Origin of the sequence: Saccharicrinis aurantiacus (genome assembly GCF_947489045.1) — a bacterium.
In the GTDB taxonomy this organism is placed as follows: domain Bacteria; phylum Bacteroidota; class Bacteroidia; order Bacteroidales; family Marinilabiliaceae; genus Saccharicrinis; species Saccharicrinis aurantiacus.
Genome location: NZ_CANLCN010000005.1, coordinates 267,199 through 291,762, shown reverse-complemented (window position 1 = coordinate 291,762; position 24,564 = coordinate 267,199). Strand labels below are relative to the sequence as shown.

The 24,564-nt window shown below is 35.6% G+C and carries 20 protein-coding genes; 11 read left to right on the top strand and 9 right to left on the bottom strand.

The window, feature by feature from the left end:
• Nucleotides 1-450 precede the first annotated feature (450 nt).
• Nucleotides 451-2,052 (top strand): glycoside hydrolase family 140 protein, encoded by a 1,602-nt coding sequence (locus QMO11_RS08445; protein WP_282036884.1) that lies wholly within the window; start codon nt 451-453, stop codon nt 2,050-2,052.
• Nucleotides 2,053-2,137: 85 nt separating this feature from the next.
• Here the strand turns inward: QMO11_RS08445 and QMO11_RS08440 are convergent, their stop codons facing one another.
• The gene (locus tag QMO11_RS08440) at nt 2,138-3,646 is read right to left on the bottom strand and encodes a phosphohexomutase domain-containing protein (RefSeq protein ID WP_282036883.1); all 1,509 of its coding nucleotides are present in this window, start codon (nt 3,644-3,646) and stop codon (nt 2,138-2,140) included.
• A 227-nt stretch (nt 3,647-3,873) separates the two neighbouring features.
• On the opposite strand from QMO11_RS08440, the gene QMO11_RS08435 reads away from it, so the two are divergent.
• Nucleotides 3,874-4,470: a lactoylglutathione lyase family protein gene (locus QMO11_RS08435; RefSeq protein WP_282036882.1), complete on the top strand. Its 597-nt coding sequence runs from the start codon at nt 3,874-3,876 to the stop codon at nt 4,468-4,470.
• Here QMO11_RS08435 and QMO11_RS08430 read toward each other — a convergent pair.
• Together QMO11_RS08430 and QMO11_RS08425 are read right to left on the bottom strand one after the other, a co-directional pair.
• Nucleotides 4,446-4,805 carry a winged helix-turn-helix transcriptional regulator gene (locus QMO11_RS08430; protein WP_068473766.1) on the bottom strand — a complete coding sequence of 120 codons (360 nt, stop codon included), beginning with the start codon at nt 4,803-4,805 and terminating at the stop codon, nt 4,446-4,448. The genes QMO11_RS08435 and QMO11_RS08430 overlap by 25 nt on opposite strands.
• A 38-nt stretch (nt 4,806-4,843) precedes the next feature.
• Nucleotides 4,844-5,167 (bottom strand): winged helix-turn-helix transcriptional regulator, encoded by a 324-nt coding sequence (locus QMO11_RS08425; protein ID WP_282036881.1) that lies wholly within the window; start codon nt 5,165-5,167, stop codon nt 4,844-4,846.
• Between the two features lie 143 nt (nt 5,168-5,310).
• Between QMO11_RS08425 and QMO11_RS08420 the strand changes: the two genes are divergently transcribed.
• On the top strand, nt 5,311-6,306 hold the full coding sequence (locus QMO11_RS08420; protein ID WP_282036880.1) for a YhdH/YhfP family quinone oxidoreductase: 996 nt from the start codon (nt 5,311-5,313) through the stop codon (nt 6,304-6,306).
• Nucleotides 6,307-6,389: 83 nt separating this feature from the next.
• Here the strand turns inward: QMO11_RS08420 and QMO11_RS08415 are convergent, their stop codons facing one another.
• The 3 genes from QMO11_RS08415 to QMO11_RS08405 all read right to left on the bottom strand — a co-directional run bounded on the left by QMO11_RS08415 (nt 6,390) and on the right by QMO11_RS08405 (nt 9,325).
• Nucleotides 6,390-6,917, bottom strand: a complete 528-nt coding sequence (locus QMO11_RS08415) for an RBBP9/YdeN family alpha/beta hydrolase (RefSeq protein ID WP_282036879.1) — start codon at nt 6,915-6,917, stop codon at nt 6,390-6,392.
• A 280-nt stretch (nt 6,918-7,197) separates the two neighbouring features.
• The gene (locus QMO11_RS08410; RefSeq protein WP_282036878.1) at nt 7,198-7,887 is read right to left on the bottom strand and encodes a hypothetical protein; all 690 of its coding nucleotides are present in this window, start codon (nt 7,885-7,887) and stop codon (nt 7,198-7,200) included.
• A gap of 478 nt (nt 7,888-8,365) precedes the next feature.
• On the bottom strand, nt 8,366-9,325 hold the full coding sequence (locus tag QMO11_RS08405) for a c-type heme family protein (RefSeq protein ID WP_282036877.1): 960 nt from the start codon (nt 9,323-9,325) through the stop codon (nt 8,366-8,368).
• Between the two features lie 221 nt (nt 9,326-9,546).
• On the opposite strand from QMO11_RS08405, the gene mfd reads away from it, so the two are divergent.
• Nucleotides 9,547-12,873, top strand: a complete 3,327-nt coding sequence (gene mfd / locus QMO11_RS08400; RefSeq protein ID WP_282036876.1) for a transcription-repair coupling factor — start codon at nt 9,547-9,549, stop codon at nt 12,871-12,873.
• Nucleotides 12,874-12,935: 62 nt separating this feature from the next.
• On the opposite strand, the gene QMO11_RS08395 is transcribed toward mfd, so the two are convergent.
• The gene (locus QMO11_RS08395; protein ID WP_282036875.1) at nt 12,936-14,003 is read right to left on the bottom strand and encodes a response regulator; all 1,068 of its coding nucleotides are present in this window, start codon (nt 14,001-14,003) and stop codon (nt 12,936-12,938) included.
• Nucleotides 14,004-14,115: 112 nt separating this feature from the next.
• Here QMO11_RS08395 and QMO11_RS08390 point away from each other — a divergent pair, with 112 nt between their 5' ends.
• The 6 genes from QMO11_RS08390 (at nt 14,116) to QMO11_RS08365 (ending at nt 21,670) form a co-directional block, all read left to right on the top strand.
• Nucleotides 14,116-14,850 (top strand): type III pantothenate kinase, encoded by a 735-nt coding sequence (locus tag QMO11_RS08390; protein WP_282036874.1) that lies wholly within the window; start codon nt 14,116-14,118, stop codon nt 14,848-14,850.
• On the top strand, nt 14,843-16,138 hold the full coding sequence (bamG, locus tag QMO11_RS08385) for a BamG family beta-barrel-assembly machinery protein (protein WP_282036873.1): 1,296 nt from the start codon (nt 14,843-14,845) through the stop codon (nt 16,136-16,138). The genes QMO11_RS08390 and bamG overlap by 8 nt, the downstream gene beginning before the upstream one ends.
• A 28-nt stretch (nt 16,139-16,166) precedes the next feature.
• A complete protein-coding gene (locus QMO11_RS08380) occupies nt 16,167-17,531 on the top strand; it encodes a tetratricopeptide repeat protein (protein ID WP_282036872.1) in 1,365 nt (454 codons plus the stop codon).
• 6 nt (nt 17,532-17,537) lie between these two features.
• The gene (gene lptC / locus QMO11_RS08375) at nt 17,538-18,125 is read left to right on the top strand and encodes an LPS export ABC transporter periplasmic protein LptC (RefSeq protein WP_068473798.1); all 588 of its coding nucleotides are present in this window, start codon (nt 17,538-17,540) and stop codon (nt 18,123-18,125) included.
• A gap of 75 nt (nt 18,126-18,200) precedes the next feature.
• Nucleotides 18,201-19,460: a hemolysin family protein gene (locus tag QMO11_RS08370; protein ID WP_282036871.1), complete on the top strand. Its 1,260-nt coding sequence runs from the start codon at nt 18,201-18,203 to the stop codon at nt 19,458-19,460.
• Between the two features lie 116 nt (nt 19,461-19,576).
• Nucleotides 19,577-21,670 carry a peptidylprolyl isomerase gene (locus tag QMO11_RS08365; protein WP_282036870.1) on the top strand — a complete coding sequence of 698 codons (2,094 nt, stop codon included), beginning with the start codon at nt 19,577-19,579 and terminating at the stop codon, nt 21,668-21,670.
• Between the two features lie 132 nt (nt 21,671-21,802).
• Here the strand turns inward: QMO11_RS08365 and QMO11_RS08360 are convergent, their stop codons facing one another.
• Nucleotides 21,803-22,180 (bottom strand): HU family DNA-binding protein, encoded by a 378-nt coding sequence (locus QMO11_RS08360; protein ID WP_282036869.1) that lies wholly within the window; start codon nt 22,178-22,180, stop codon nt 21,803-21,805.
• Nucleotides 22,181-22,699: 519 nt separating this feature from the next.
• On the opposite strand from QMO11_RS08360, the gene QMO11_RS08355 reads away from it, so the two are divergent.
• Nucleotides 22,700-24,157 (top strand): helix-turn-helix domain-containing protein, encoded by a 1,458-nt coding sequence (locus QMO11_RS08355; RefSeq protein WP_282036868.1) that lies wholly within the window; start codon nt 22,700-22,702, stop codon nt 24,155-24,157.
• Here QMO11_RS08355 and QMO11_RS08350 read toward each other — a convergent pair.
• Complete coding sequence (locus QMO11_RS08350) at nt 24,154-24,552, bottom strand: hypothetical protein (RefSeq protein WP_282036867.1); 399 nt, start codon at nt 24,550-24,552, stop codon at nt 24,154-24,156. The two genes, QMO11_RS08355 and QMO11_RS08350, sit on opposite strands and share 4 nt — an antisense overlap.
• Nucleotides 24,553-24,564 lie beyond the last annotated feature (12 nt).

Below are 24,564 nucleotides of genomic sequence, written 5' to 3'. Positions count from 1 at the left end.
AAGGCAAGAATACGAAGGTAGGAACTAAAAGGTACTTTGTCAATGCTTTAAGTGATGAAAGTTTTTTGGATTATTTTTAAACAACAGAGAAAACACTTTAGTCGCCATAATGAATAGCACAATATAACCTGTGCTAAAAGTTAAATTGAATACCTCTTCCTAGATATAATATTACTCTACTAATTAGACGGCATGTATCTAACAATAGTGCTAAGCTCCGACGAAAGCGGAAAAGCAAGTTTCATTTAAAAAAACATTCAATATTATACTCTAATATAATAACAACACCCTAAATACGCCTAAATAGCCATTCTAGGTGTTCTTGTTATTGCTTGTCTAGTTTTTTATTATACACAAATGCACCTATGAGTAGTGATAGTTTAGTAAAATCGTATCATATATTACACAAACACGCTTACTTTTGAAAAAACACAACTAAATAAAACTACAATGAAAAAGTACCTGCACACAATTACACTAATACTTGTTATAGTAATATGCACTAACCTAAATGCTATAAAAAAAGAAAAATATAAAGCTTCAGCATTTAATATTAACAAATGGGAAGTAATTGATATTGCATTTAAATCAGGCGAAAGCCAAACACCATTTGAAACAGAATTTTCAGCAATTTTTACAGCTCCTGATGGCAGCAAACAAAATATCCCTGGGTTTTACAATGGCAACAACACCTATGTTATTCGTTTTTCTGGTAAACAAAGTGGACTTTACACCTACAAAACCACCTCATCGCATGCTAAACTCAATAACAAAAAAGGTAAACTATTAATTTCAGAGCAAGCCCACAAAAACCACCACGGCGGCATTATTACACATCCTGATAAGCCACAACATTTCTTTTACGAAGATGGCACACCCTATTTTTTAATGGGATTTGAAATGGATTGGCTCTTTGTCCTCGATTATGGCAAGCCTAAACTAGATACTGCCGAAGTATTTATTAAGCGCGTAGCTCAAAATGGCTTTAACCACGTGGTAACAAATTTATTTGCTTACGATATAAAGTGGGAGCGCGATGCTAAAATAAAACCCGAACACGATTTTGGGAGTCCTGATTTCTTCCCATTTGCCGGAAATAACACCAACCCCGACTTCAGCACACTCAATATAGATTTCTTCAATCACTTTGATAAAGTAGTTGAGCTTTTAAACGACAACGAAATAGTAGCCCACTTAATGATTTACGTTTGGAACAAAAAAGTAAACTGGCCTGCCATGAACACACCTGAAGACGATCGCTTTTTCGATTATGTAATAAAACGCTACCAAGCATTCCCCAATGTAGTTTGGGATATTTCAAAGGAAGCATTAGCCTACGGAAGATGCACGCCCGAATATGTAAGCGAACGCATAGAGCGCGCCCGAAATTTAGATGCCTTCAAGCGTTTACTCACCGTTCACAGCTATCGATTCTGCAAAGACAATCCCGACTTAGTCGATTTTATGGCCACCCAAAACTGGCAAACCGAATTATATCAATTTACCCAACGCGAAACGCAAAAGCACCCCAACAAACCCATGTTTAATATCGAACACGGCGGATACGAACGCGGCCCTTACCATGTTTTTGCCGGCAACTACGATTCGCCAGAATCGTGCCTGCACCGCAACTACATTTGTGCCTTTGGCGGAGCCTACTCAACCTATTATTGGCAAGGATGCTCGTGGAGTATTATAGTTACCAACACCGATGCACTACCCGCTCACGAACAACCAATGATGCACTACTACAAGCACTTTACACAGCTATTTCAAAAATATCCTTTTCACACATTCACCCCCACAAACAAAGCACAAAGCGGCTTTTGCCTCACCAATAACAACGGCACCTACCTCTACCTTTGCCCCTCGGCCAACAGCAGCTTAACCATTAAACTGCCTAAAACCGACAAAAAAATTACAACACAATGGTTTAATCCCTTAACGGGCGAATACACTGCCCCCGAACAAGTAAAATGGGAAAGTTACAGATGGTGTTATGTTCCGAAAACCGGACAAGATTGGATTCTGATTGCTGAAGTAGAGCAATAACCACCTATGCAAACAAAAAGGCCACCAAACACATGTATTAATACTACTGCGATTGGTGGCTTCTTATTATTCTATTATATTCTTTTTAAAATTGCTTCAAATCTAGCAATTCATAATCCTTTAAAATCAACTCAAGCTTAGCGGCAATATTTGCAACACCACCTTCAATATCCGATTCAATATTAATAGGAATCACCGGATCGTGTAAAGATAAACGCAACAGGAACCATCCTTTTTCATCATCGCCGGTACATTTCACACGAATGCCCTCAAAGTTATCGGCAACCATTTCCCAGCTAGGCAAAAGCTTGCTTTCTAATTCGGTAATTACTTTCTGACCGTATGCTGCAAATTCCTCAGTATTTATAGTAACTCTAATTTCTTTACCTTCTTTTGGCTGAGGCAAATCAGCAATTAATTGCGATAAACCTTTACCCTCTACTCTTAAATCGGCCAACTTCACCAATAGTTTGGCCACCAAAAAGGCACCATCATCTAAAAAGAAATTTTCCTTTAAGGCCGCATGTCCACTTGTTTCAATGGCCAACCAACTCTCTTGGCCCGCATCGTTTAAACGAATAGACTCGTTAATCACATTTTTATATCCACGCTTAAACCTGTGGTGCTTTCCTTTTAACTTATCGTTAATAAACCAAGCCAAACCATCCGAAGTAATCGAATCTGTAACAATGGTTGATCCCGGGTGCTCATCCAATATCACTGCCGATATTAAAGCAATTAATTTATTTCTATTAATAGGTTCACCATCCTCATCAACAATGGCAGAACGATCCACATCTGTATCAAAAATAATTCCCAAGTCGGCCTTTTCCTTTTTAACCGCGTCGCAAATAGACTGCATTGCTTCGGCATCCTCAGGATTTGGAACATGGTTAGGGAAATTACCATCCGGATCTAAAAACTGACTTCCGGCAACATCAGCTCCCAAAGGCTTTAATACTTTATCTGCAAAAAAGCCACCAGCTCCGTTACCCGCATCCACAATAATTTTCAAACCTTTTAAAGGCTCTACCTTATCTACACCTTCGGCAACATTACTTCTGATTGACTCCACAAGTCCATCGGCATAAATAGAAATATAATCGAGTGTATCAACAACTGCTGCAGTAGATGAAAATTCAAAACTATCGGCCTCAGCTAAATTTAAAATTTCGGTAATATCGGCTTTATTTAAACCCCCTTCGGCAGTAAAAAACTTTAAACCATTGCGGTTAAATGGCAAGTGACTGGCCGTAAGCATCACACCAGCATCAATTGAATAAGCTTTATCAACGGTAGTCATAAACATGGCAGGTGTAGAAGCAATACCACAATCATAAACCTTTGCCCCTACAGATGTTAAGCCACTAATAAATGCGGCGCTTAAGCTTTCGCCCGTTAAACGCGAATCGCGCCCAACAGCAACTGTAATATCAGTAATGGTTTGATTTTGTTTAACCCACTGTGCAAACGCTTTTCCTAACTGAGTGGCCACCTCAACTGTAAGGTTTACCTTTTCTCCGGCAACGCCATCCATGGCTACCCCTCTAATATCGGAACCGTTCTGAAGTTTCTTCCAATTCACTTGATTCATGCTTGTATTTTTTAGTTTGTGCAAAAGTACATATAGTTTGTTAGTATTTTACAAGTAGTCATTAACGACATCTTAGCCCAACCAAAAATTATTTCATTTTTTTTAATCTAATAAGCCCCTCCAAACCTGTATTATACACATTTATGTTACTATATGCATTTTTTGTAAGCTCTTGTTTCACAACGCAATCCCCTATACTTTTGTTATAAATTAATAACACAACGAAAATGTATAAAGGATTATTTGCAATTGTTATTGCACTACTGATTTCAACGCAAGGTTATTCACAAAAAACAGCTATTATGAATGAGAATAATGGAAATGCCAAAACCTACCCAAAAACATTCTCGCATATCGGAATTACGGTTCCTGATTTAGACGAGGCAGTTAAATTCTACACCGAAGTAATGGGTTTTTATGTAATTATGGAACCTACCGAGGTTATTGAAGAAAATGAAACGGCCATAGGCCAAATGTGTATTGATGTATTTGGCGAAGGATGGGGAACTTTTAGAATTGCACACTTATCAACAGGTGATAAAATTGGTTTTGAGCTTTTTGAGTTTAAAGAAAGTAAAGAGTTAAAGCCTACTTTTGAACCATTCAGAACGGGTTTGTTTCACTTTTCGGTTCAAGATCCGGATGTAGAAGGATTGGTTAAGAAGATTGTGGCTGCCGGAGGAAAACAACGTATGCCTATTCGCGAATATTATCCGGGCGAAAAGCCATTTAGAATGTGCTACGTAGAAGATCCGTTCGGAACGGTATTCGAAATTTACTCTCACTCTTACGAATTACACTACTCTCCAGGCGCATACAAGTGATGATCGGCTGCAAAATCTTGTCCCCATGTATTCAATTGCAATATGATGGGGACTAATGATTTTCCGGCATCGGTTAATTCGTATTCTACCTTTGGTGGTGTAACCGGATGAATAGTCCGCTTTACTAAAGCATCCTTCTCGAGCCCACGAATGGCGTATGTAAACATCCGATTAGAAATATCAGTGATGCTTTTCTGCAATTCTCCCGAACGCATAGCGCCATCCTTAAGGTGATAAATAATTAAACTCTTATACTTATCGCCAATAAGGTGCAAGGTAAAAGCCAAGGAACAATTAAACTCCTTGTCGTTATATTGTATTTTATCTTTACTCATAGCTGCCAAATATAATTATTTTCACTACTCTTTTTCCATCACCCCTCTTCTTCAATAAGCTTTTCAAACATAATACCTCCTCTGAACATGCTCTTTAGTGTTGGGTGAATTTCTTTACCCATATCGCTTAAACTGTACACTACCTTTGGTGGCACTTGCGGAAATACGGTTCTAATAATTAAACCATCTTCTTCCAATTCCTTAAGCTGTTTGGTAAGCATACGCTCACTAATATCGGTTAATAACTTAACCAACTCGCCATAACGTTTATCACCTTGGAATAGATGTAAAATAATAGTTGCTTTTCGTTTTCCCTTTATCACATTAATAAAGGTATCTATGGGACAATAACTTTTTTCCATTTTTTTCTATTCTCAAAACATGCATCAACTCTAAATTCGGAACAAAATGTTCGTATGCGCACCTAATGTAAGCTCTTGTTTTACAACACAAATAGCTCGACCTTTGCTCAAAATAAGAAATTTTATAACACAATAATAAGGCCATGGAAGCAAATACAACATTTAAAGCGCTAAGAATAGAAGAAAACGACGCTACTTTTAGTTCAAGCATAAAAGACATTTCTTTTTCAGCTTTAGCTGAGGATGAAGTATTGATAAAAGTAAAATACAGCTCTTTAAACTATAAGGATGCCCTTTCGGCCTCGGGTAATAAGGGTGTAACACGCAACTTTCCGCATACACCGGGTATTGATGCTGTAGGTACCGTAGCCGAAAGTTCTAATGCTGCCTTTAAAACAGGCGACTCAGTAATTGTAACAAGCTACGACTTGGGTATGAATACCGATGGTGGTTTAGCTGAGTTTGTTAAAGTTCCGGCTGCTTGGGTAGTTGCTTTACCTGAGAATTTAAGCATGCAAGAAGCCATGATTTATGGTACTGCAGGTTTAACTGCCGGCATGTCGGTACAACGATTAATTAAAGAAGTAAAACCTGAGGATGGTAAAATAGCCGTTTCTGGTGCTACTGGTGGTGTTGGTGCAGTTAGTGTGGCTATTTTAGCTAAACTAGGTTATACTGTAGTAGCTATTACTGGTAAAGAATCGGAAAAAGATTACCTAACACAACTTGGTGCTAGCGAAATAATGCTACGTAGCGATATAGAAGCTTTGGATAAAAAACCATTATTAAAACCTCTTTTCGCTGGTGCGATAGATACCGTTGGTGGTGTTATTTTAGAAAACATTATTAAAACCACCAAACCTCTTGGTGCAGTAACCTGCTGCGGAAATGTGGCTAGCATTAAATTAGATTTAACGGTATTTCCATTTATTTTACGCGGAGTTAGTTTAATTGGTATCGACTCGCAAAACTACCCAATGGATGCCCGAACAAAGGTTTGGGAGAATTTATCAACAGCATGGAAACCCGCCGAACTTAATGCGGCATGTGATGAAATTTCACTTGATGAAGTACAAGCTAAGCTTGATTTGATGCTTAAGGGACAAGTAAAAAGAAGAACTGTTGTTAAGATAGGATAATTGAACTCAAGTTCATAAAAAACATATTTCAATTCTGTAAGATAAAAGTCTCACTGGAAAATTATTCCGTGAGACTTTTTCGTTTATACCAAAGTTTTTAAAAGTTCTAAACCATCTGGCCAAGCACCATAACCTGCAGCATCGTTAACATGGCCGGCTTCACCAATTTCAACTATGCTACTCCCCCATTGTTTGGCAAAAAACAAAGCACGATCCTTTGCACACCACACATCGTTGGTACTATAAGCCACTATACTTTTAAATGGCAATGCGTTTAATGGTAAGGGTAAAAAGGTATGTACCCCAAAATCTTCGTGCGGATTTTCGATATCAGGCGGAGCAACTATTAAGGCACCTTTTATTGTTCGTTTGTATTTAGCTACCCAATGCGCCAAGGTAATGCCACCTAAACTATGCGTTATTATAATGGTTTTGGATAAATCCTCGTGCTGAAGCACCTCTCCTATTCGAGTAAGCCAATCTTCAAGAACGGGTTTATCCCAACTATCTTGTTCTATTCTATGGCAATTATCTAGTTTTTGCTCAAAGTAAGTCTGCCAATGCTCAGGGCCAGAGTTCCCATATCCTGGGAGGGTAAAATATTTTATCATAGTAATTTGCTTTACAGTCTTAGTTGATAAAATAAAGCAAAATAATTCGTTTTTGTTTACTGTAAATGCCTCCTCTTTAAGTGAAAAAAACATAAAATGACTCGAGATCTACATTAAACTACACGAGATCAGGTTCAAGTTACTCGAACTCTACTATATTTTGATCGTGTACTATTAATATTTACTCGAGGACTTGCATATATTACTCGTGCACTATTTAAAAGTATTCGTTCATAGATACAACATACTCGGGGACTAGTAAAATTAAGGGTTTTAGTAATTAACTATCGATATATTTAGCTCTTCTTTTATCGTTACGCCAAAAAATGAATCTTCCATATTCTCGTATCTCTCTTACCTTATTTAAAAGTAAGGTATAGGTTTTATCACGCAGAAGTTTAGCCATATTTTCAGAACCCCTATCGCCATTGGCTAATGCCAACAGATCTCTAAGCGAATGCGAAGTATCTTTGGCTAAATCAAGCTTCGATAAATCAAAGCCAATTGTAATTAAAGGCTCTGGATACTTTTTGCCTAAGGTTCCTAACTCCAATAAATTTTGAATCATATCAATATGTCCGGAGCTTTTGCGCATAGGCTGAAGTGCTTTAGTAATATTAGGACTTTTACGATAAGCAAAAGTAAAAAAATGAAGCAGTTCACTTTTTAGTTCATAACCTAATGGATTGGCAGCATTCCATTTCTCCTGAGCTTCTTTTTTTGTTCTAAATTCGCCCATCCATCTTGCCTGACAATAACGTAGAGCTCCTGTTAAGGAAGGCAGCTCATCGAGCAATGTAAGATCTAAACCCACAGTTTTAAGGGATTCCCTATCTTTATTGGCCTCAACAGCTAAGGTTTCACATTTTGCCGCAAACACATCAACAGGTTCGCGAAGCTTGATAAGTTCATTATTTTGTACCGATTTAATTCTCTCTTCCCATATTTCATAGTCACGCTGAAAACTCATATTTTATCCGGGTTTAAAATTAAATTGCGCGAATTCCGTTGGACTAGTCTTTTGTATATGACCAAGCAACGGTTTATTTGCGCAACACCTTACATTAAAACTAATAAAAATAATTTCGAGGGCTTGTAGTTTTTACATCAATGTTGTCCTAATTAAATTTTCACTCAAGCCGTGAAGGCTTCTACTTTTTTCTACAGTCAAAAAAGTAGACAAAAAGACCGTCGACTGCACCCTTTTCACTCAAAAAACTAAAGTCAATGCTGAAACAATTAAGAATACTCAATTCTTAATCGTCCCGATATTTTAAACTCGCACTTTTTCGTGCCTCAAAGTACTCAAACAGAAAACAATTTTTAACCGTCATTTCAATCCAGTTTTTTGGTTCACTGGCTGAGGTCGATGCTAAACAAGGCGTGCAGCACATTATATAAAAACGTTTAGGATGAGATTGTTTTCACATTAAAACAACGCTGCTAAACTATTCCTTATCCATCTCAATAACCCATATACCTCTTAGCTCGTTTTCTTTATAAGCTATGGCTTTATCATTGGGGTAAAGCGTTTTTATTTTAGATAAAACATCAGGTTTGATATCGGAATTAATAGTTCCATGGCATTGCATACACATTTGATTTGTCACTATTGGATAGTAACCCACATGTTTATTATCTGAAGATATTAATTGAGGTTTTACTTTGCTTCCATTGGCTATGGCACGTTGCATTGTGGCAATCACCTTTAACTCATCAGAATTCGCAGCATTATTGGGATTTCGATTTTTATCGGATACTCGTTTCACTGTCGCATTTAATGCGATGGACATACTATCGGTAATTGGTATGGCTTTTATCGAGCAGAAAGATAAAGCTCCTAAAGTTCCTTTTTGTTTAATGGCACCCAATAGGTTTTTACCCAAAACACCCTTGGTATTCATAGCTATTTGTTGTCCTTGCTCTAGAGGCGATAATGCATTACTCTTTATATGCTTATTCATTTCTTTGGGATATTGCTTTGTAAACCAATCGGGGTTTTCAATATCAGAATGATATAAATAGTTGCTTATTTTTGAAATCTGCTCATCAGTAAAACTCATTTTAGGCATCAGATTATACGCTTTGATGGCTTCGGGCATTTTGGAATTTTGCTCGCTTGGATTATTTAAAAATGCACTAATATTATAAGCAAACTCTTTGTAAGATATACCTTCCTCCGCATAATGCTTTTTAATAGATGCCATAGATGGTGCCACTTTATTTTGTATTCCTGCATTTGGACTGTGGCACGAGAAACAATTGTTTTTCATCAGGTGAAAACCTTCGGAAAATTCTTTTTTACTTTCTGCTAGAGATGCACTTTCAGCTTTCTTTTTTTTAGAACTATTACAAGCTAATAACAGAAAGGGTATAACTGCGATGAAATAAAGGAACTTACTTTTCATATAACTAAAGTTTACATATCAACATAAATCATATTCATTTTTGTCAGACACTAACAAGCAGACCTTAATATAAGGATTTACTAATAATAACTTAATTCTAAAGAATTAGCAATTCATTAAGGAACGGACACCCAGATACACCCAATATTAAATAAGGATGTGAATACCTTTTTAATAATTAGTTTTACTTTTGTGAGCATTAACAATTAGTACTATCTGTAATGATTTCGCAATATCAGAACCATCCTTTAATAGAGAAGTTAAATAAAAGTTTAAAACAACAGCATTTATTTCTGTCGGGAGCCACAGGTTCATACAAAAGTATGCTACTTGCCATGATGCATAATCAAGGTGCACACTTGGCAATACTAAACGATAAAGAAGAAGCAGCATATGTGTATAATGATTTGTGCCAATTAATAGGCGAAGATCAGGTGTACTTTTTACCTTCTACATACAAGCGCTCGCCAGAGTATGGTAACTTAGAATCAAGCAACATAATATTACGTACCGAGGCATTAAATTATTTAGCCAACACATCTAAGCCATCTATTGTGCTTACTTATCCCTTGGCAATGTTTGAGAAGGTGCCTACCAATTCTGCTTTGCAGGATTCTACTTTAAATATTAACACCAACGAGCAGTTGGATATTGCTTTTGTAACCGAAGTATTAACTGAGTATGCTTTTGAGCGAGTAGATTTTGTGTATGAGCCTGGACAGTATTCAGTGCGTGGTAGTATTATTGATATTTATTCTTTTGCAAACGAAGATCCATATCGCATCGACTTTTTTGGTGATGAAGTGGATAGCATCCGAACATTCGATTTAGAAAACCAGCTTTCAAAAACTAAATTAGAGTCGGTGGCTATTATTCCGAATATGAATAGTGAAGAACAACAAAAGGAGTTTATTTCGCTATTTGAATTTATAAATAAGGAAACACGTGTTTGGGCTTACGATTTTAGTTTTGCTTTTGGCAAAGTGCAAGAGGCTTACAGCAAAGTAAAACACCGCAACGAGAGTCATAACGAGGAAGAAGATATTCCTAGCTTGAGCCTTTTTGAAAGTAGCGAAAACCTAAATAAACAAATTAGTGGCAGACAAACCATTGAATTTGGCAAACGAAGTATTTTTAAAGATGCTGAAGAAATTGCGTTTAAAACATCGCCACAGCCAAGCTTTAATAAAAACTTTGATTTACTAGAGGAGAATTTACTTGCCAACGAAAATTCAGGATATACCAATTATATATTATCGGATAACGAGAAACAACACGAACGCCTTAAGGCAATATTTGAAGATAAGGGTAGTAATATAAAATATACGCCCATCAATAAAACATTGCACGAAGGGTTTATTGATCATGATTTGATGTTGTGCTATTACACCGATCATCAAATTTTTGAACGTTACCATAAATTCAGTCTTAGAACAGATAAGGCACGCATTGCTAAACAAGCTATTTCACTTAAGGAACTCAGCCAGCTTAATCCGGGTGATTACGTAGTTCATGTGGATCATGGCATTGGTAAGTTCGGAGGATTGGTTACGTCTACACAAAATGGAGCCAAGCAAGAGGCCATCCGATTAATATTTAAAGATAACGATGCCCTTTTGGTAAGTATTCACTCGCTGCATCGTATTAGTAAATACAAAGGTAAGGATGGTGAACCACCACGTGTTAATAAACTGGGCACACCTGCATGGCAAAAGCTAAAGGACAAAACAAAGAAAAAGGTTAAGGATATTGCACGTGAGTTGATAACGCTTTATGCCCAACGCAAAGAGGAACCAGGTTATCAGTTTTCACCGGATACTTATATGCAAACCGAATTAGAATCTTCATTTATATATGAGGATACTCCCGATCAGGAAAAATCCACTCGCTTGGTGAAAGAAGCCATGGAGAAGGAAACTCCAATGGATATGCTAGTTTGTGGTGATGTAGGTTTCGGAAAAACCGAAATTGCCATACGAGCAGCCTTCAAGGCTTTGGCCGATAATAAACAAGTAGCAGTTTTAGTGCCTACTACTATTTTAGCCATGCAGCATTACAATACTTTTAAGGAGCGATTGAAAGAATTCCCTGCGGAGATTGATTATGTGAGTAGATTACGCAAACCTAAGGAAATAAAAAATGCACTGAAAAGGTTAGAAGACGGTGAGGTAAATATTTTAATTGGTACACATCGCCTTATAGGAAAAGATGTGAAGTTTAAAGATTTAGGACTTTTAATTATTGACGAAGAGCAACGTTTTGGAGTTAGCATAAAAGAAAAATTAAAGAAAATAAAGGTGAATGTAGATACATTAACACTAACCGCTACTCCAATTCCACGTACATTACAATTCTCGTTAATGGGCGCACGCGATTTGTCTATTCTAAATACCCCTCCGCCTAACCGCCAACCCATATTAACTGAACTGCATACCATAAATGATGAAATTATTAAGGAGGCCATTAGCTATGAAATAGATAGAAATGGTCAGGTTTTCTTTATTCACAATAGAGTACAGAATATATTTGAGGTAGAAGCGATGGTAAACCGCATTATGCCTCAGGTAAAAACCATTGTTGCCCACGGCCAGATGGATGGCCCACAGCTTGAGAAGATAATGCTAGGGTTTATCAATGGCGATTATGATGTTCTGATTGCTACCACTATTATTGAATCGGGCTTAGATATTCCAAACGCCAACACCATTATAATAAATAATGCACATCACTTTGGACTAAGTGAATTACACCAGTTACGCGGACGTGTTGGCCGATCAAATAAAAAAGCTTTTTGTTATTTATTAGCTCCTCCACTAACGGGGGTTACACAAGAAGCGCGCAGAAGACTCAAAATTATTGAAGAATTCTCTGATTTAGGAAGTGGTTTTAATATATCGATGCAAGATTTGGATATTCGCGGAGCAGGTAACTTACTCGGAGGTGAGCAGAGTGGTTTTATTGCTGATATTGGTTTTGAAACTTATCACCGTATACTTAATGAGGCTATACTTGAGCTTAAGGAGACCGAATTTAAAGAGGTGTACAAAAAAGAAATGGAAGCAGAAGACATCAACATGAAATTTGTGAACGACTGCACCATTGAAACGGATGCTGCATTGCTTCTACCAAACGATTATGTAGAGAATGTAGCTGAACGTATGCAACTATACCGTAAGTTGGATGGACTAAAAAATGAAGAAGAACTAGAAAAATATAAATCAGAACTAATTGACCGATTTGGCCCGATACCTGATACTACTGAAGAGTTAATACAAGTGGTACAAATAAGGTGGTTAGCTATTGATTTGGGGATTGAAAAAATCATCTTCAAACATGGCAAAATGATTATATACTTTGTTTCTAATCAAGAGTCTCCATATTATCAATCTAAAGTATTTACTAACATGCTTGGCTTTATTCAGGCCATGAAGCGACAGGTCAAATTACAAGAAAAAAGCAACAAGCTTAGTGTGGTATTTACTGATATTAAATCAATATCTGAAATAAAGGCCATATTTGAAGATATACATACTGGTGTACTAGCATAAAAAAGAAAGGTCCAACTCAATAAGGCATATTATTAAGTTGGACCATTTATTCTTTAGTAAAGCTATTGTTGAATAAATAAAATTTCTTGAAACTTTTTGACAGTACAAGTTTTAGGAAAGCCTGTAAAAGAAATACAGTCGTCATTCTTAAGCATTAATTTAATATCAAAGCTCTCACAACTTTCAGTCTGAACTTTATCTATTTGTTCCTTAAAAGAGTCGACATCCTTAATTATATCCGAAATTTCTGCTTCAACCTCTCTTTCTCCAAAGAGATTGCTTTTTAGACTATAACTTAACAATGTTGGTTTGTATTTCTCATCAATTCGGAAAACATACTTATCACCTTCGGCAATAACAGAATCAAGTGCTTTTTCCTTTTTTAAACAGCTATTATCCAACGAAATGTTATTCAATAATAATTGAACAGTTTCCTGATTATTAAACATCACTTTAGATCCCTTTATTTCACACCAAAAAGCATCACCATGAACCGTACGAAACTGAACTGTTTGAGGAGTCAATCTACTGCCCTTATTTAATAAATCTTCAATACCCTTTTTTAATACAGCGTAGCTTTCTTCACCGATAAAAGATTTAATACCTTGCCCCATTACATCCTCAATATAATGCGTTTTCAAAGTATCGAGAGCGGAGTTATTTATATATAGTATACGCCCATCTCTAATTAATATAATAGGCATGGGTGAATCTGAAATAAACTCCCTATAACCTTGTTCACGTTGCTTTTGCTCCTGATCCACCTTATACTTATAATAAGCCAAATCCACAGCAATACTTAACTCTTGCTTATTAATGGGCTTTACTAAGAAGCCATAAGAGTTAGAAACAACAGCTCGTTCTATCACATCGGTTGAAGTGTCACTTGAAACATAAATAACTGGTACACCAATTTCTCGCTGCAAACGAGCAGAGGTTTGAATACCATCAAGCTCACCCTCTAAATGTATATCCATTAATACAACATCAGGTTTCACCTTTTTAGAAATCTCGAGAGCCTCAATACCTGAAGCACATCTGCCAATCAACTCATGACCAAGTTCTTTAATAAACATGGTGAATATCGCTGTTATAAAACGATCATCCTCAACAATCAAAATTCTCCTCATAAAATATATGGCTATGTTTCAACTCTCTTATATATTTAAAAGCATGATTAAGAACATCTTTTATATCGAATTTAAAAATGCTATTTTTGGACGCTTTTAAAATTAATTATTCGTGAATTTAGTCATTGATCAGGGAAATACCTTCAATAAAATAGGGGTTTTTGATAAGGGTCAACTTGAATATTCTTATTCAGGCAAATCTCTTGATGAAAATACTCTTAAGCAGTTACAAGTAAACTACCCGATTAAAAATGTGATTATATCATCGGTACGTGATAAAGTAGAACAGAGTGCTATCTTTAATGGAAGTGAAAAAGTATTTGGCTCTTCAAATATTTTATTGCTTGATACTAACACTCCCGTACCCTTTAAAAATGAATATTTAAGTCCGCAAACACTCGGCAAAGATAGAATTGCAGCGCTCGCTGGAGCTTATAACTTATTTCCAGATAATCCGAAATTAATTATCGATGCTGGCACGGCAATAACGATTGACTATTTACGTTCTGATAATGTGTTTAATGGTGGAAATATATCTCCAGGATTACAAACACGTTTCAATTCATTAAAGCAGAATACAGGTAAATTACCACTATTGGAACTGAATAATAATTCGCCCTTTTTGGGTCAAAATACTCAAGAGGCAATTTGGTCAGGGGTACAAAACAGCCTTATTTTCGAAATAGAAGGCTACATAAACCACTTTAAAACACTGAATAACAACACCAAAACTATTTTAACAGGTGGAGATGTAGATTTTTTTGCCAACAATCTAAAAAATCGCATCTTTGTAATTCCAAATTTGGTACTAACCGGATTAAATACAATACTAGATTATAATGCATAAATACAATAAATTAACACTCTTGCTAGTGTTATGCGTAACCATTTTAAGCACACTTTCAGTTTCGGCTCAGCAACGTACGTATTCTCCATTATCGAGATATGGTTATGGTGAGATGCAAAATATTTCCTATTCGGGATATGGAGCTATGGGACACACCGGAATTGCATTCCAATCAGCATATGGAATTAACAATTTAAATCCAGCTGCTAATGCATCGATGGATTCGCTTTCATTCTACTTTGATGCTGGTATGTCGTATTTTTGGCAAGGAATAAATAGTGGAAATGAAAAAGCGTACTATAGCAATACCGTATTTGATTACGTAGCACTAGGTTTTTCAATTACCCCCAAAGCATCTGCAACAGCAGGGTTTAAGCCATTCTCAAGTGGTGGGTATAAATATCAAACCATTACAGAATACGACAATACCACTTCTGTTTCAAATTTAACTGGTGATGGAAACTTAACAGAACTCTATCTAGGTTTATCTTATAAAATAGGGTCTAACCTTTCGATCGGAGCAAATGTAAATTACATTTTTGGTACACTTGAGAATATGTCTCAAGCTACATTCAGTGATGCCACAGCTCAAAAGTATGGTTCACACAGAAAGATGACTGTAGGAAGCGTAAATTTTGACTTTGGTGCACAGTATAAAATAAATATTGCTGATGATAAATCATTAATCATTGGAGCTACATATCAACCAAAACAAGGCCTTAGCGGTGAGAGAACCTTATACCAAGCAAGTGGAGAGACTTTTGGTGATGATTTTAACCTATTTAGCCCTTCAGGCAGAATTGACACGATAACCTATAATACTGGATCGTATGATGGTGATGAATTTCAGATACCAGCCAAACTTGGTTTAGGATTATCGTACAACATAGAAGAAAAACTAAAGTTAGGGTTTGATTACGAATTTGAACAATGGGAAGATATCAACTTTAGTGATGACTACTTAAGAAATACTCAAAGATACTCCGTTGGAGCCGAGTTTATTCCAAAAGATAGAGCCGTTAATAATTATCTATCGCGTATTAGATATAGAGCAGGTGGATTCTACAAAAACGAATACGTAAGTCTCTCAGGAGAAGACCTTAACAACTATGGCATAACTTTTGGACTAGGTTTACCACTAAGGAGATCTAAAACAATGATAAATCTTTCGTTTGAATACGGACAACGAAATTTATCTGGCGCAAGCGATTACACTGAAGATTATGGTCGTATTACTGTTAACTTTAGTTTACACGAATTTTGGTTCGCTAAACGCAAATTAGATTAATAAACAATTAATATAACAATTAAGCATCATGCCAACATTATTTAAAAAATTATTATTCACAGGAGTGATAGCCCTTTTTTGTGCTTCATCATTTGCTCAAAAAGGTGTTGAAGATGGTTCAAAGTATGGACACGGAGAAGACAGTGTACGTTGTTTAAAGAACTATTCCTTATTTACTGAGTATGTAAAACAAAAAGCCTATTTGGATGCTCTTCCTTCATGGCAAATTGTGTATAACGAATGTCCTTTAGCAGGTAAATCAGTATACTCTGACGGTATCAAAATTATAGAGTACCGCATTAACAAAGAAAAAGATAAAGCTAAAAAAGATGAGTTAATCTCAGAAATGATAGCTATTTATGACCAACGTATTAAATACTTTGGTAACGACAGAAAGTATAACGAAAGTTGGATTGTAGGTCGTAAAGCAACATCTCTATACAAATACAAAAAATCTGATAGAGATTCTAGAGTACAAATACAAGAGTGGTTAAAACAATCGATTGATGCCAGAAAAACGTCAAGTGAAATTACTGTTTTAGTTACTTATATGCAGAATACAGAAAGAATGTATGAAGCTGGTCAGGCTGGTCCTGAGGATATGGTTAATAGCTACATCTATGTAAATGACATTCTTGGTCAGATGATTGAGAAAACATCAAAAGAGAAATCTAAAGAAAAGATACGTTCTATTAAAGATAACGTAGAGAAGTTATTTGCTACAAGTGGAGCAGCAGACTGTGAAACAATTGAGAAAATTTTTGGTCCTCAATTAGCAGAGAACACAGAGAATTTAGACTGGCTTAAAATGGTTAACAAACTATTAGCTAGAGCTGATTGTGAAGACGCACAGTTATTATATGATATCTCAGAGAATCTTCATGTAATTGAGCCTTCTTCTTCATCTGCTTATGGTTTAGCTCGCATGTACTTAAAAACACAAGATCTAGATAAAGCTGTTGAGTATTATAACGAAGCTATTTCACTAGAGGAAGATCCTGAACAAAAAGGTACTTTCCACTATCAGTTAGGTTTAATCATGTATAACAAAGGTAAATTAGCTGATGCTAGATCTAATGCTAGAAAAGCCATTGAATTAAGATCAGACTGGGGTGAGCCATATATCTTAATAGGTAACCTATATGCACAGTCGGCTAAAAACTTTGGTTCTAATGAATTTGAGCACAAAACTGCTTATTGGGCAGCTGTTGATCAGTTTGTTAAAGCAAAAAGTGTTGATTCTAATTCTGCGGCTAAAGCAAATGAGTTAATCAAGCTATACTCACAATACTTCCCAGGAACTGAAGAGATTTTCTTTAATGGTTTAACAGTAGGTTCGTCTTATAAACTTGGGGGATGGATTAATACATCAACAAAAGTAAGAGCTAAATAATTAACAATGAAGTTTAGTTATTCAGAACATAAAAACATAAATCAAATAATAAAAACAGCAAGTAGCTTAGTGCTACTTGCTGTTTTATTTTTAGCAGTAGCCTGTACTTCTAATAATCCAGAAGAACTAAAAGCTATAGAAGACCAAACTATATTACCTTCGCTAGAGGTTACTGACTTCGAAACATTTGTTACCGATTCAGGTAAGGTTCGGTATCATATTATTACACCTCTATTATTAAACTTTGATAAAAAAGACGACCCTTATACTGAGTACCCAAAGGGAGGACAAATTATCACCTTTAAAGAGGATGAAGTAATTGATGCCCAAATTAAGTGTAAATACGCAATTCATAAGGATAAAGACCAACTTTGGGATTTACGCAACAATGTGGAAGCTGTAAACCAAGATGGTGTTGTTTTCAACTCAGAACAACTTTATTGGGATGAAAAAGAGGAAAAGATTTACACCGATAAATTTATTAAAATTACCACTGAGGATGAAGTAATAACCGGATATGGTCTTACTGCAAACCAGAATATGAGTGAATACGAAATTACCAAAGTTAGTGGGATACTAGATATCAAAGAGTAATAAATAACCCAAACAACAATTACATTATAATATCATTTTTATAAATTTGTAATTCATCACACCCTATATTCCAATATGGACCAAATAACAGTCATTCTTTTAGTACTTGTATTTTCAGCCTTCTTTTCGGGCTGTGAAATGGCGTTTATTTCATCCAATAAATTATTGATTGAGCTTAATAAAAAGAAGTATCCACGCTTAAGTAAGATAATTGACCTCTTTCATAACAATTCTCCCACATTTATTTCCACTCTACTCATCGGTAACAATATTGCCTTGGTAATATATGGTTTGCAAATGGGTAGAATATTGGAGCCGATTATAGCAGGTTATGTTGATAGTTCACTAGGGATATTATTGACACAAACTTTAATATCAACCATAATCATACTGATAACAGCAGAGTTTCTGCCAAAGGTATTGTTCAGAATCAACCCTATATTGGTTCTTAATATTGCGGCAATTCCTTTAATGTTATTTTATATTATCCTCTACCCTATTTCAAAAATTACAGTTTCATTATCTGATTTTTTAATGAAAACTGTTCTGAAAACAGAACACGATCAGTCTCCTATTGTAATTGGCCGCTTGGATTTAGATAACCTATTATCCGAACACCAAGATAAAGCCATTGATACAGAGCAAGGCTCAAGTGAAGTGAAATTACTCAAGAATGCATTAGACTTTAGTAAGGTAAAAGTACGTGAGTGCATCATTCCGCGTACCGAGATCGAAGCCATTGAAGTAAACGATACCTTAGATGTACTACAAAATGCATTTATAGAAACCGGATATTCAAAAATATTAGTTTACAAGGATTCCATCGATAATATTATTGGATACGTTCATGTATCGCAATTATTTAAGAAACCCCAAAAGCTAAAAAACATCGTTAGCTCAATCTCTATCGTACCAGAAACCATGACGGCAAATAAATTGCTCGAAGTTTTTACAAAACAACACAGAAGTATTGCACTTGTTGTGGATGAATTTGGAGGAACAGCAGGCATTGTGACAATGGAAGATATCCTAGAGGAGATATTTGGCGAAATTGATGATGAACATGATATTTCCGATTTAATTGAAAAGAAAATATCTGATACTGAGTATGTTTTTTCTGGTAGAACCGAGATTGATTACCTAAACGAAAAATATGCTCTTAATATTCCTGAATCTGAAAATTTTGAAACTTTAGCAGGATATATACTTCATCATAATGAATCTATACCAAAAAATGATGAAATTATTGAAATTAAGAACCTCAGATTCAAAATACAGATTGCATCAAACAATCGTATAGACCTAGTTAACACCCAGTTAATAAACCAACATTAAACATTTAACTTTTTTTCATCTTTTTTCTCAATAGCCCGTGTTATCAGGCTCGTGTTATCCTTTTTTTTGTATATTCGTACCCTATTTTTGAAGAGTATAAATAAACATAATTTAGAATGGCAACATTAGAAAGAATAAGGAACAAAGGTGGGATTCTTGTCGCATTTATGATTGGATTCGCCTTACTTGCTTTTATCTTAACTGACTTCTTCGCTGGTAAAGGCGGAAATCAACCACAAAGCATGGAAATTGGCGAAGTAAACAATTCAACAATATCTTACAATGCTTACCAAAGAGAATTAAGCCAAGCAGAGGATTTTAATAAACTACGTACAGGACAGTCTTCTGTAGACGAGAATACTCGTTACCAATTGCGCGAGCAAGCCTGGAACCAAATGGTTCAGGATATAGTAATGGGCGAAAAATACGAAAGTTTAGGTATTGATGTAACTACTGATGAAGTATTAGACTTAGCAACAGGAACTAACGTTCACCCTGCAATTAGTCAAATGTTTACTGACCCGCAAACTGGTGTATTTAATCAAGCTGCAGTAGTAAACTTTTTACGTAACAGAAAAGCAGATCCGAATGCGAACTTCTATTGGGAATACCTAAAAAAGGTAATCGTTAGCGAGAAGTTATTTGCAAAATATTCAAACCTTGTTAAAAAAGGGTTATACATTACGGATGCTCAAATCAACAGCGAAGCAGCTGCTAAACAACGTTCAGTTGATTTTGACTTTGTAGCAATTAAGTATAATACAATTGCAGATAGCACACTTAATATCAGCTCAAGCGATATTAAAACATACTACAATAAAAATAAAGAAGACTTTAAGCAAGATGCTGAAAGAGGTATTGAGTATGTAACCTTTACTGTAAATCCTTCTCAAGAAGATAAGGATATGGCAGAAAAGTGGATTACAGATACTAAAACTGAATTTGCTGCTGAGAGTACTGACCCAGTTCAGTTTATTGCAATGAACTCGGATATTCCTTACACAGATATCAACTCGAAACTTGAAAATGTTGAGATTGTATTAAAAGACTTTGCTAAGGATGGTGAAAAAGGTGATGTTTACGGACCATACTTCGAAAACAATACTTATAAATTAAGCCGCATTGTTGACGTTAAAATGTTAGCTGATTCAGTTAAAGCACGTCATATCTTAATTCAAGAGCAAAACCCAACTGAAGCCAATAAAATTGCTGATAGTTTAATGACAATCATTAATAAAGGTGGCGATTTTGCGGCATTAGCTCGTAAGAACTCTAAGGATACGGGAAGCGCAGTAAACGGTGGCGACTTAAACTGGTTTACTGAAGGTCAAATGGTAAAACCTTTTAACGACGCTTGTTTTAACGGTAAAAAAGGTGATGTTGTTAAGGTTGAAACACAGTTTGGTGTTCATATCATCAACATTCAGGCTGTTGGTAAAAAAGTGAAGAAATACAACATTGCTACCTTAGGTAGAGAAGTAAAGTATAGCTCTAAAACATACCAACAAGTATATTCAGAGGCCAATAAATTTGCTGCAAACAACAATACAGCAGATAAATTTACTGCTGCCATTAAAGAGCAAAACTTAACACCTCGTTTTGCAACACTTAAAGCAAATGATAAAGATGTTAGCGGATTAGAAAACTCAAGACCATTAATCCAATGGGCTTTTGAAGCTTCTGTTAACGATATGTCTCCAACTATCTATGAATTCGGTAACCAATTTGTTATTGCTGCGGTTACAGAAGCTAAAGAAGACGGTTATGCCTCAGTAAGCGACGAAGATGTTGTAAGAAACATTAAGCGTATTGTTGCTAAGGATAAAAAAGCAGAAAAGATAATTGCTAAATTCAATAAAGAAGCTGCTTCAAGCCAAAGCTTGTCGTCTGTAGCACAAAAAATGAATAGCAATGTACAATCAGCAAACAACATCAACTTTGGTTCATTCCAAGTTCCTGGTGCTGGTGTTGAGCCTGCTTTAGTTGCTTTAGCAAGTGTTAGCGAAGTAAATGCTATATCTTCTGCAGTTCAAGGAAACGACGCAGTATATATTGTTAAAGTTACTTCTGAAACAATTGCTGAAAACCCAGATGTAAGCACTACTAAATTACAGTTAACTCAAGGTAATGGATATAAAGTGGATTACCAGTTAATGCAATCATTAGTTGATGAAGCTAAAATTACTGATGAAAGAGCTAAGTTCTTTTAATCATAAGTAATTAAAATATATTAAGAAAGGCTATCCGATTTGGATAGCCTTTCTTGCTTTACAACGCAACAGTTTGTTGCAAAAAAACCGGATCTATAGAACCGGTTCTCCCATTTTAATCAAGTATTTCTTTTATTGAACCTTTGTATATTCAACGTTTTTCATTTCTTTCTTCACCTTTACGCTGGCCTGATAACTGATCTTATTACTTTTGATCATTTCCTTTTTAAAGTCTTCTTCTGATTCAGCACCATCGCTTGATATATTTACTCTAAACCGGCCTAAATCACCAAGCTCAACAGTTGCACCTTCTTTTAAAAACTCAGGTAATATTTTAGTAAAGGCTACTAAAGCTGTTTGAGTGTCTAACTCATTAACTGGTGATACTTCTGAGATACGTTTAGCTAACATATCTAATGAAACATTTTTAGGGCGAACAATGCTTGCGTAAAATTTTACAGGAAGTTCAGGTTTGCCCGGAATCGGTCTGCTGATTAATTTGTAATCCATAATTAAAGATACTATTAGGTTATTCTTAGATACTGGCAACTAAAATAGCATTCCTTATTGTTAAACACAAATTCTTCAACAATTAATTATAAATCGACTAAAATAAATTACAAAGCATCCATAATCAATAAGTTCGCGTTGTAAACTAATTTGGGTTCTGTCTATTTTCAATAATGATCCTACATTTTAAAAAAAACACCCAATGTTTTTTAAAAATTACCCAACGTTTTTCAAAAAATGTTGGGTGTTTTATTCGGTGAATGAGATGTTAATCCCCGCACCCTATTACTAAGGTTAATCAAAGTATCAAAAATAAAAAAAATAGATACATTAGTAACTATGTCTTTCACGTATTAAATGTAATTCTCCTCCCAATAAATATGGTTAGTATTACTAATGAATATGCTTATTGGCTCATTTCTAATCTGTTTAATAACATAGTAAAATGATATAGTTTAACCGCTAGTTGGCATATTGTTTGAGGATTTAAAGTCAGCTTTGATCTACAAATTAATACTTATGAAAGGAACTCGTATTTTTAAAATACTATTTACCCTGCTGGTTATTGGTATTCTGGTAACCCATTGGTCGGTAAAATCGAAAAGTCAGGATCATTTTAAAGATACCCGGGTACACACCTTTACTAGGTACATAGAAGATGACATTTATGAGCTGGTAAGAATTATAAAATCAAAGAAACTTTTACTGGCAAGCATTGGCGATGGGCATTTATATTCGAGTGATGATATTGTGAGCTGCAATGCCGATTTTAAACATGTGATATCAGTTCTTCTGAAAAACAACGAACACATTAGCTCCATCAAATTATATTGCGATAACAACAAGCAAACTACATTTTATAAAAAAAACGATAAAGTTTATACTGCCACCGAAGCCATCGATTATGCGGCACAACGCACATTACATCTCCAAAATTTTGGCAGCAAGCACAGGGCCATGATAAGCAAAGGAGAATCTGCTCTTTTATGGGATAAACCACATATCAATAGTTTCGATAAATACTTAAACTTTAATGCTTGGTATTTTAAAGATCATTATCACATGGTGGTAAAATCAGATATTAGCTCCATTAACTCAGCTTACCTATTCAATAGCAAAAATGACTATTACCGTTTTTTAGTAGACTCGGCAGGAAATCCCATATCGAAACACAAATTAGGCTTTAATACTGGCGGCTTAAACAGGAGTCTTATTCCTATAAAAATGCTTCCTACTGATACCTTTAAGCTCGATAGTGGCATTGAAAAACCAACGTTTAAGAATACCTATAAAACCATTCACCGAAAGGAAGGCGATTATGCCATTAAACTTGTAAAGCTTAATAAATCGAACTTAGACTCATTGTACCTATTGTTTATGATTCCGTATGACCATCTTGAGATGCACAGTAGTTATGCTCGAGTGTTGGGAATATTGGAATGGATACTGCCGCTATTATTACTTTTAATTACTGTTTTTTATTTTGTAACACATAAAACCATCCGTAATAACAGAGTAACAAAGGTGCTTGAAAAGGGTGCATCTAGCCTTTTGAAAACATTCAATAGTAACAAAGCTAGTGGTGGAATGCTAAATGCAGCATCAGGCAACATTAACGAGGCAACTTTTTCGCATACCAAACAAAAGGTATATGCCATGATTGCCGATAAACTGTATTTACAAAATCAGTTATCGCTTGAAAAGTGCGCGGCAGAATTAAAAATTGACAAACAAATACTCTCTCAATTCATACAATTTACCTACAACTGCTCGTACAGAAATTTTATTAATGAATTGCGCATCAAGGAAGCTTTAAAAATTATGCAGCGCAATCCTGATTTTGTAGATAAATACTCATTTGAGCACTTGGGTGAGATGGTGGGTTTTAACTCGAGAACTTCATTTTATCGGGCATTTAAACATCATGCAGGTTGTGCTCCTACCGAATATTTTAAAAACGAAACCGAATTGACTTAGTTCTTCTTCTCAAATTCTTTACGTTTTCGCAATGCCCATCCATAAAAACCTCCCGGAGCAAATACAAAAGTAGGTATTGTAGATATAAAAGGCTCTGGAGTTCCCTTTATAGAATGCATACCATAAGTGAGGATGGAGGTTAATAATGTAGGCACTAGCGTAGCCAATAATAAGGCTTGCTTTCTATTGGTGAATCGCAGTGCTAGGTTCTCAGCCATTTTTGTCATTACTCCTCCAATAAAAAAGGTATAAAGGGCTTGCTTTCCGGCAGCAATACTCGCCAATTCCCAACCATGATTATAATTAATCATAAAAACTATACCTCCTAGAAAGAAGGCACCAATGGTTCCCATCTTTACATCAAAGAATGAATTCTTGCCTAATTTATTCGCCATATACTGAGCTTA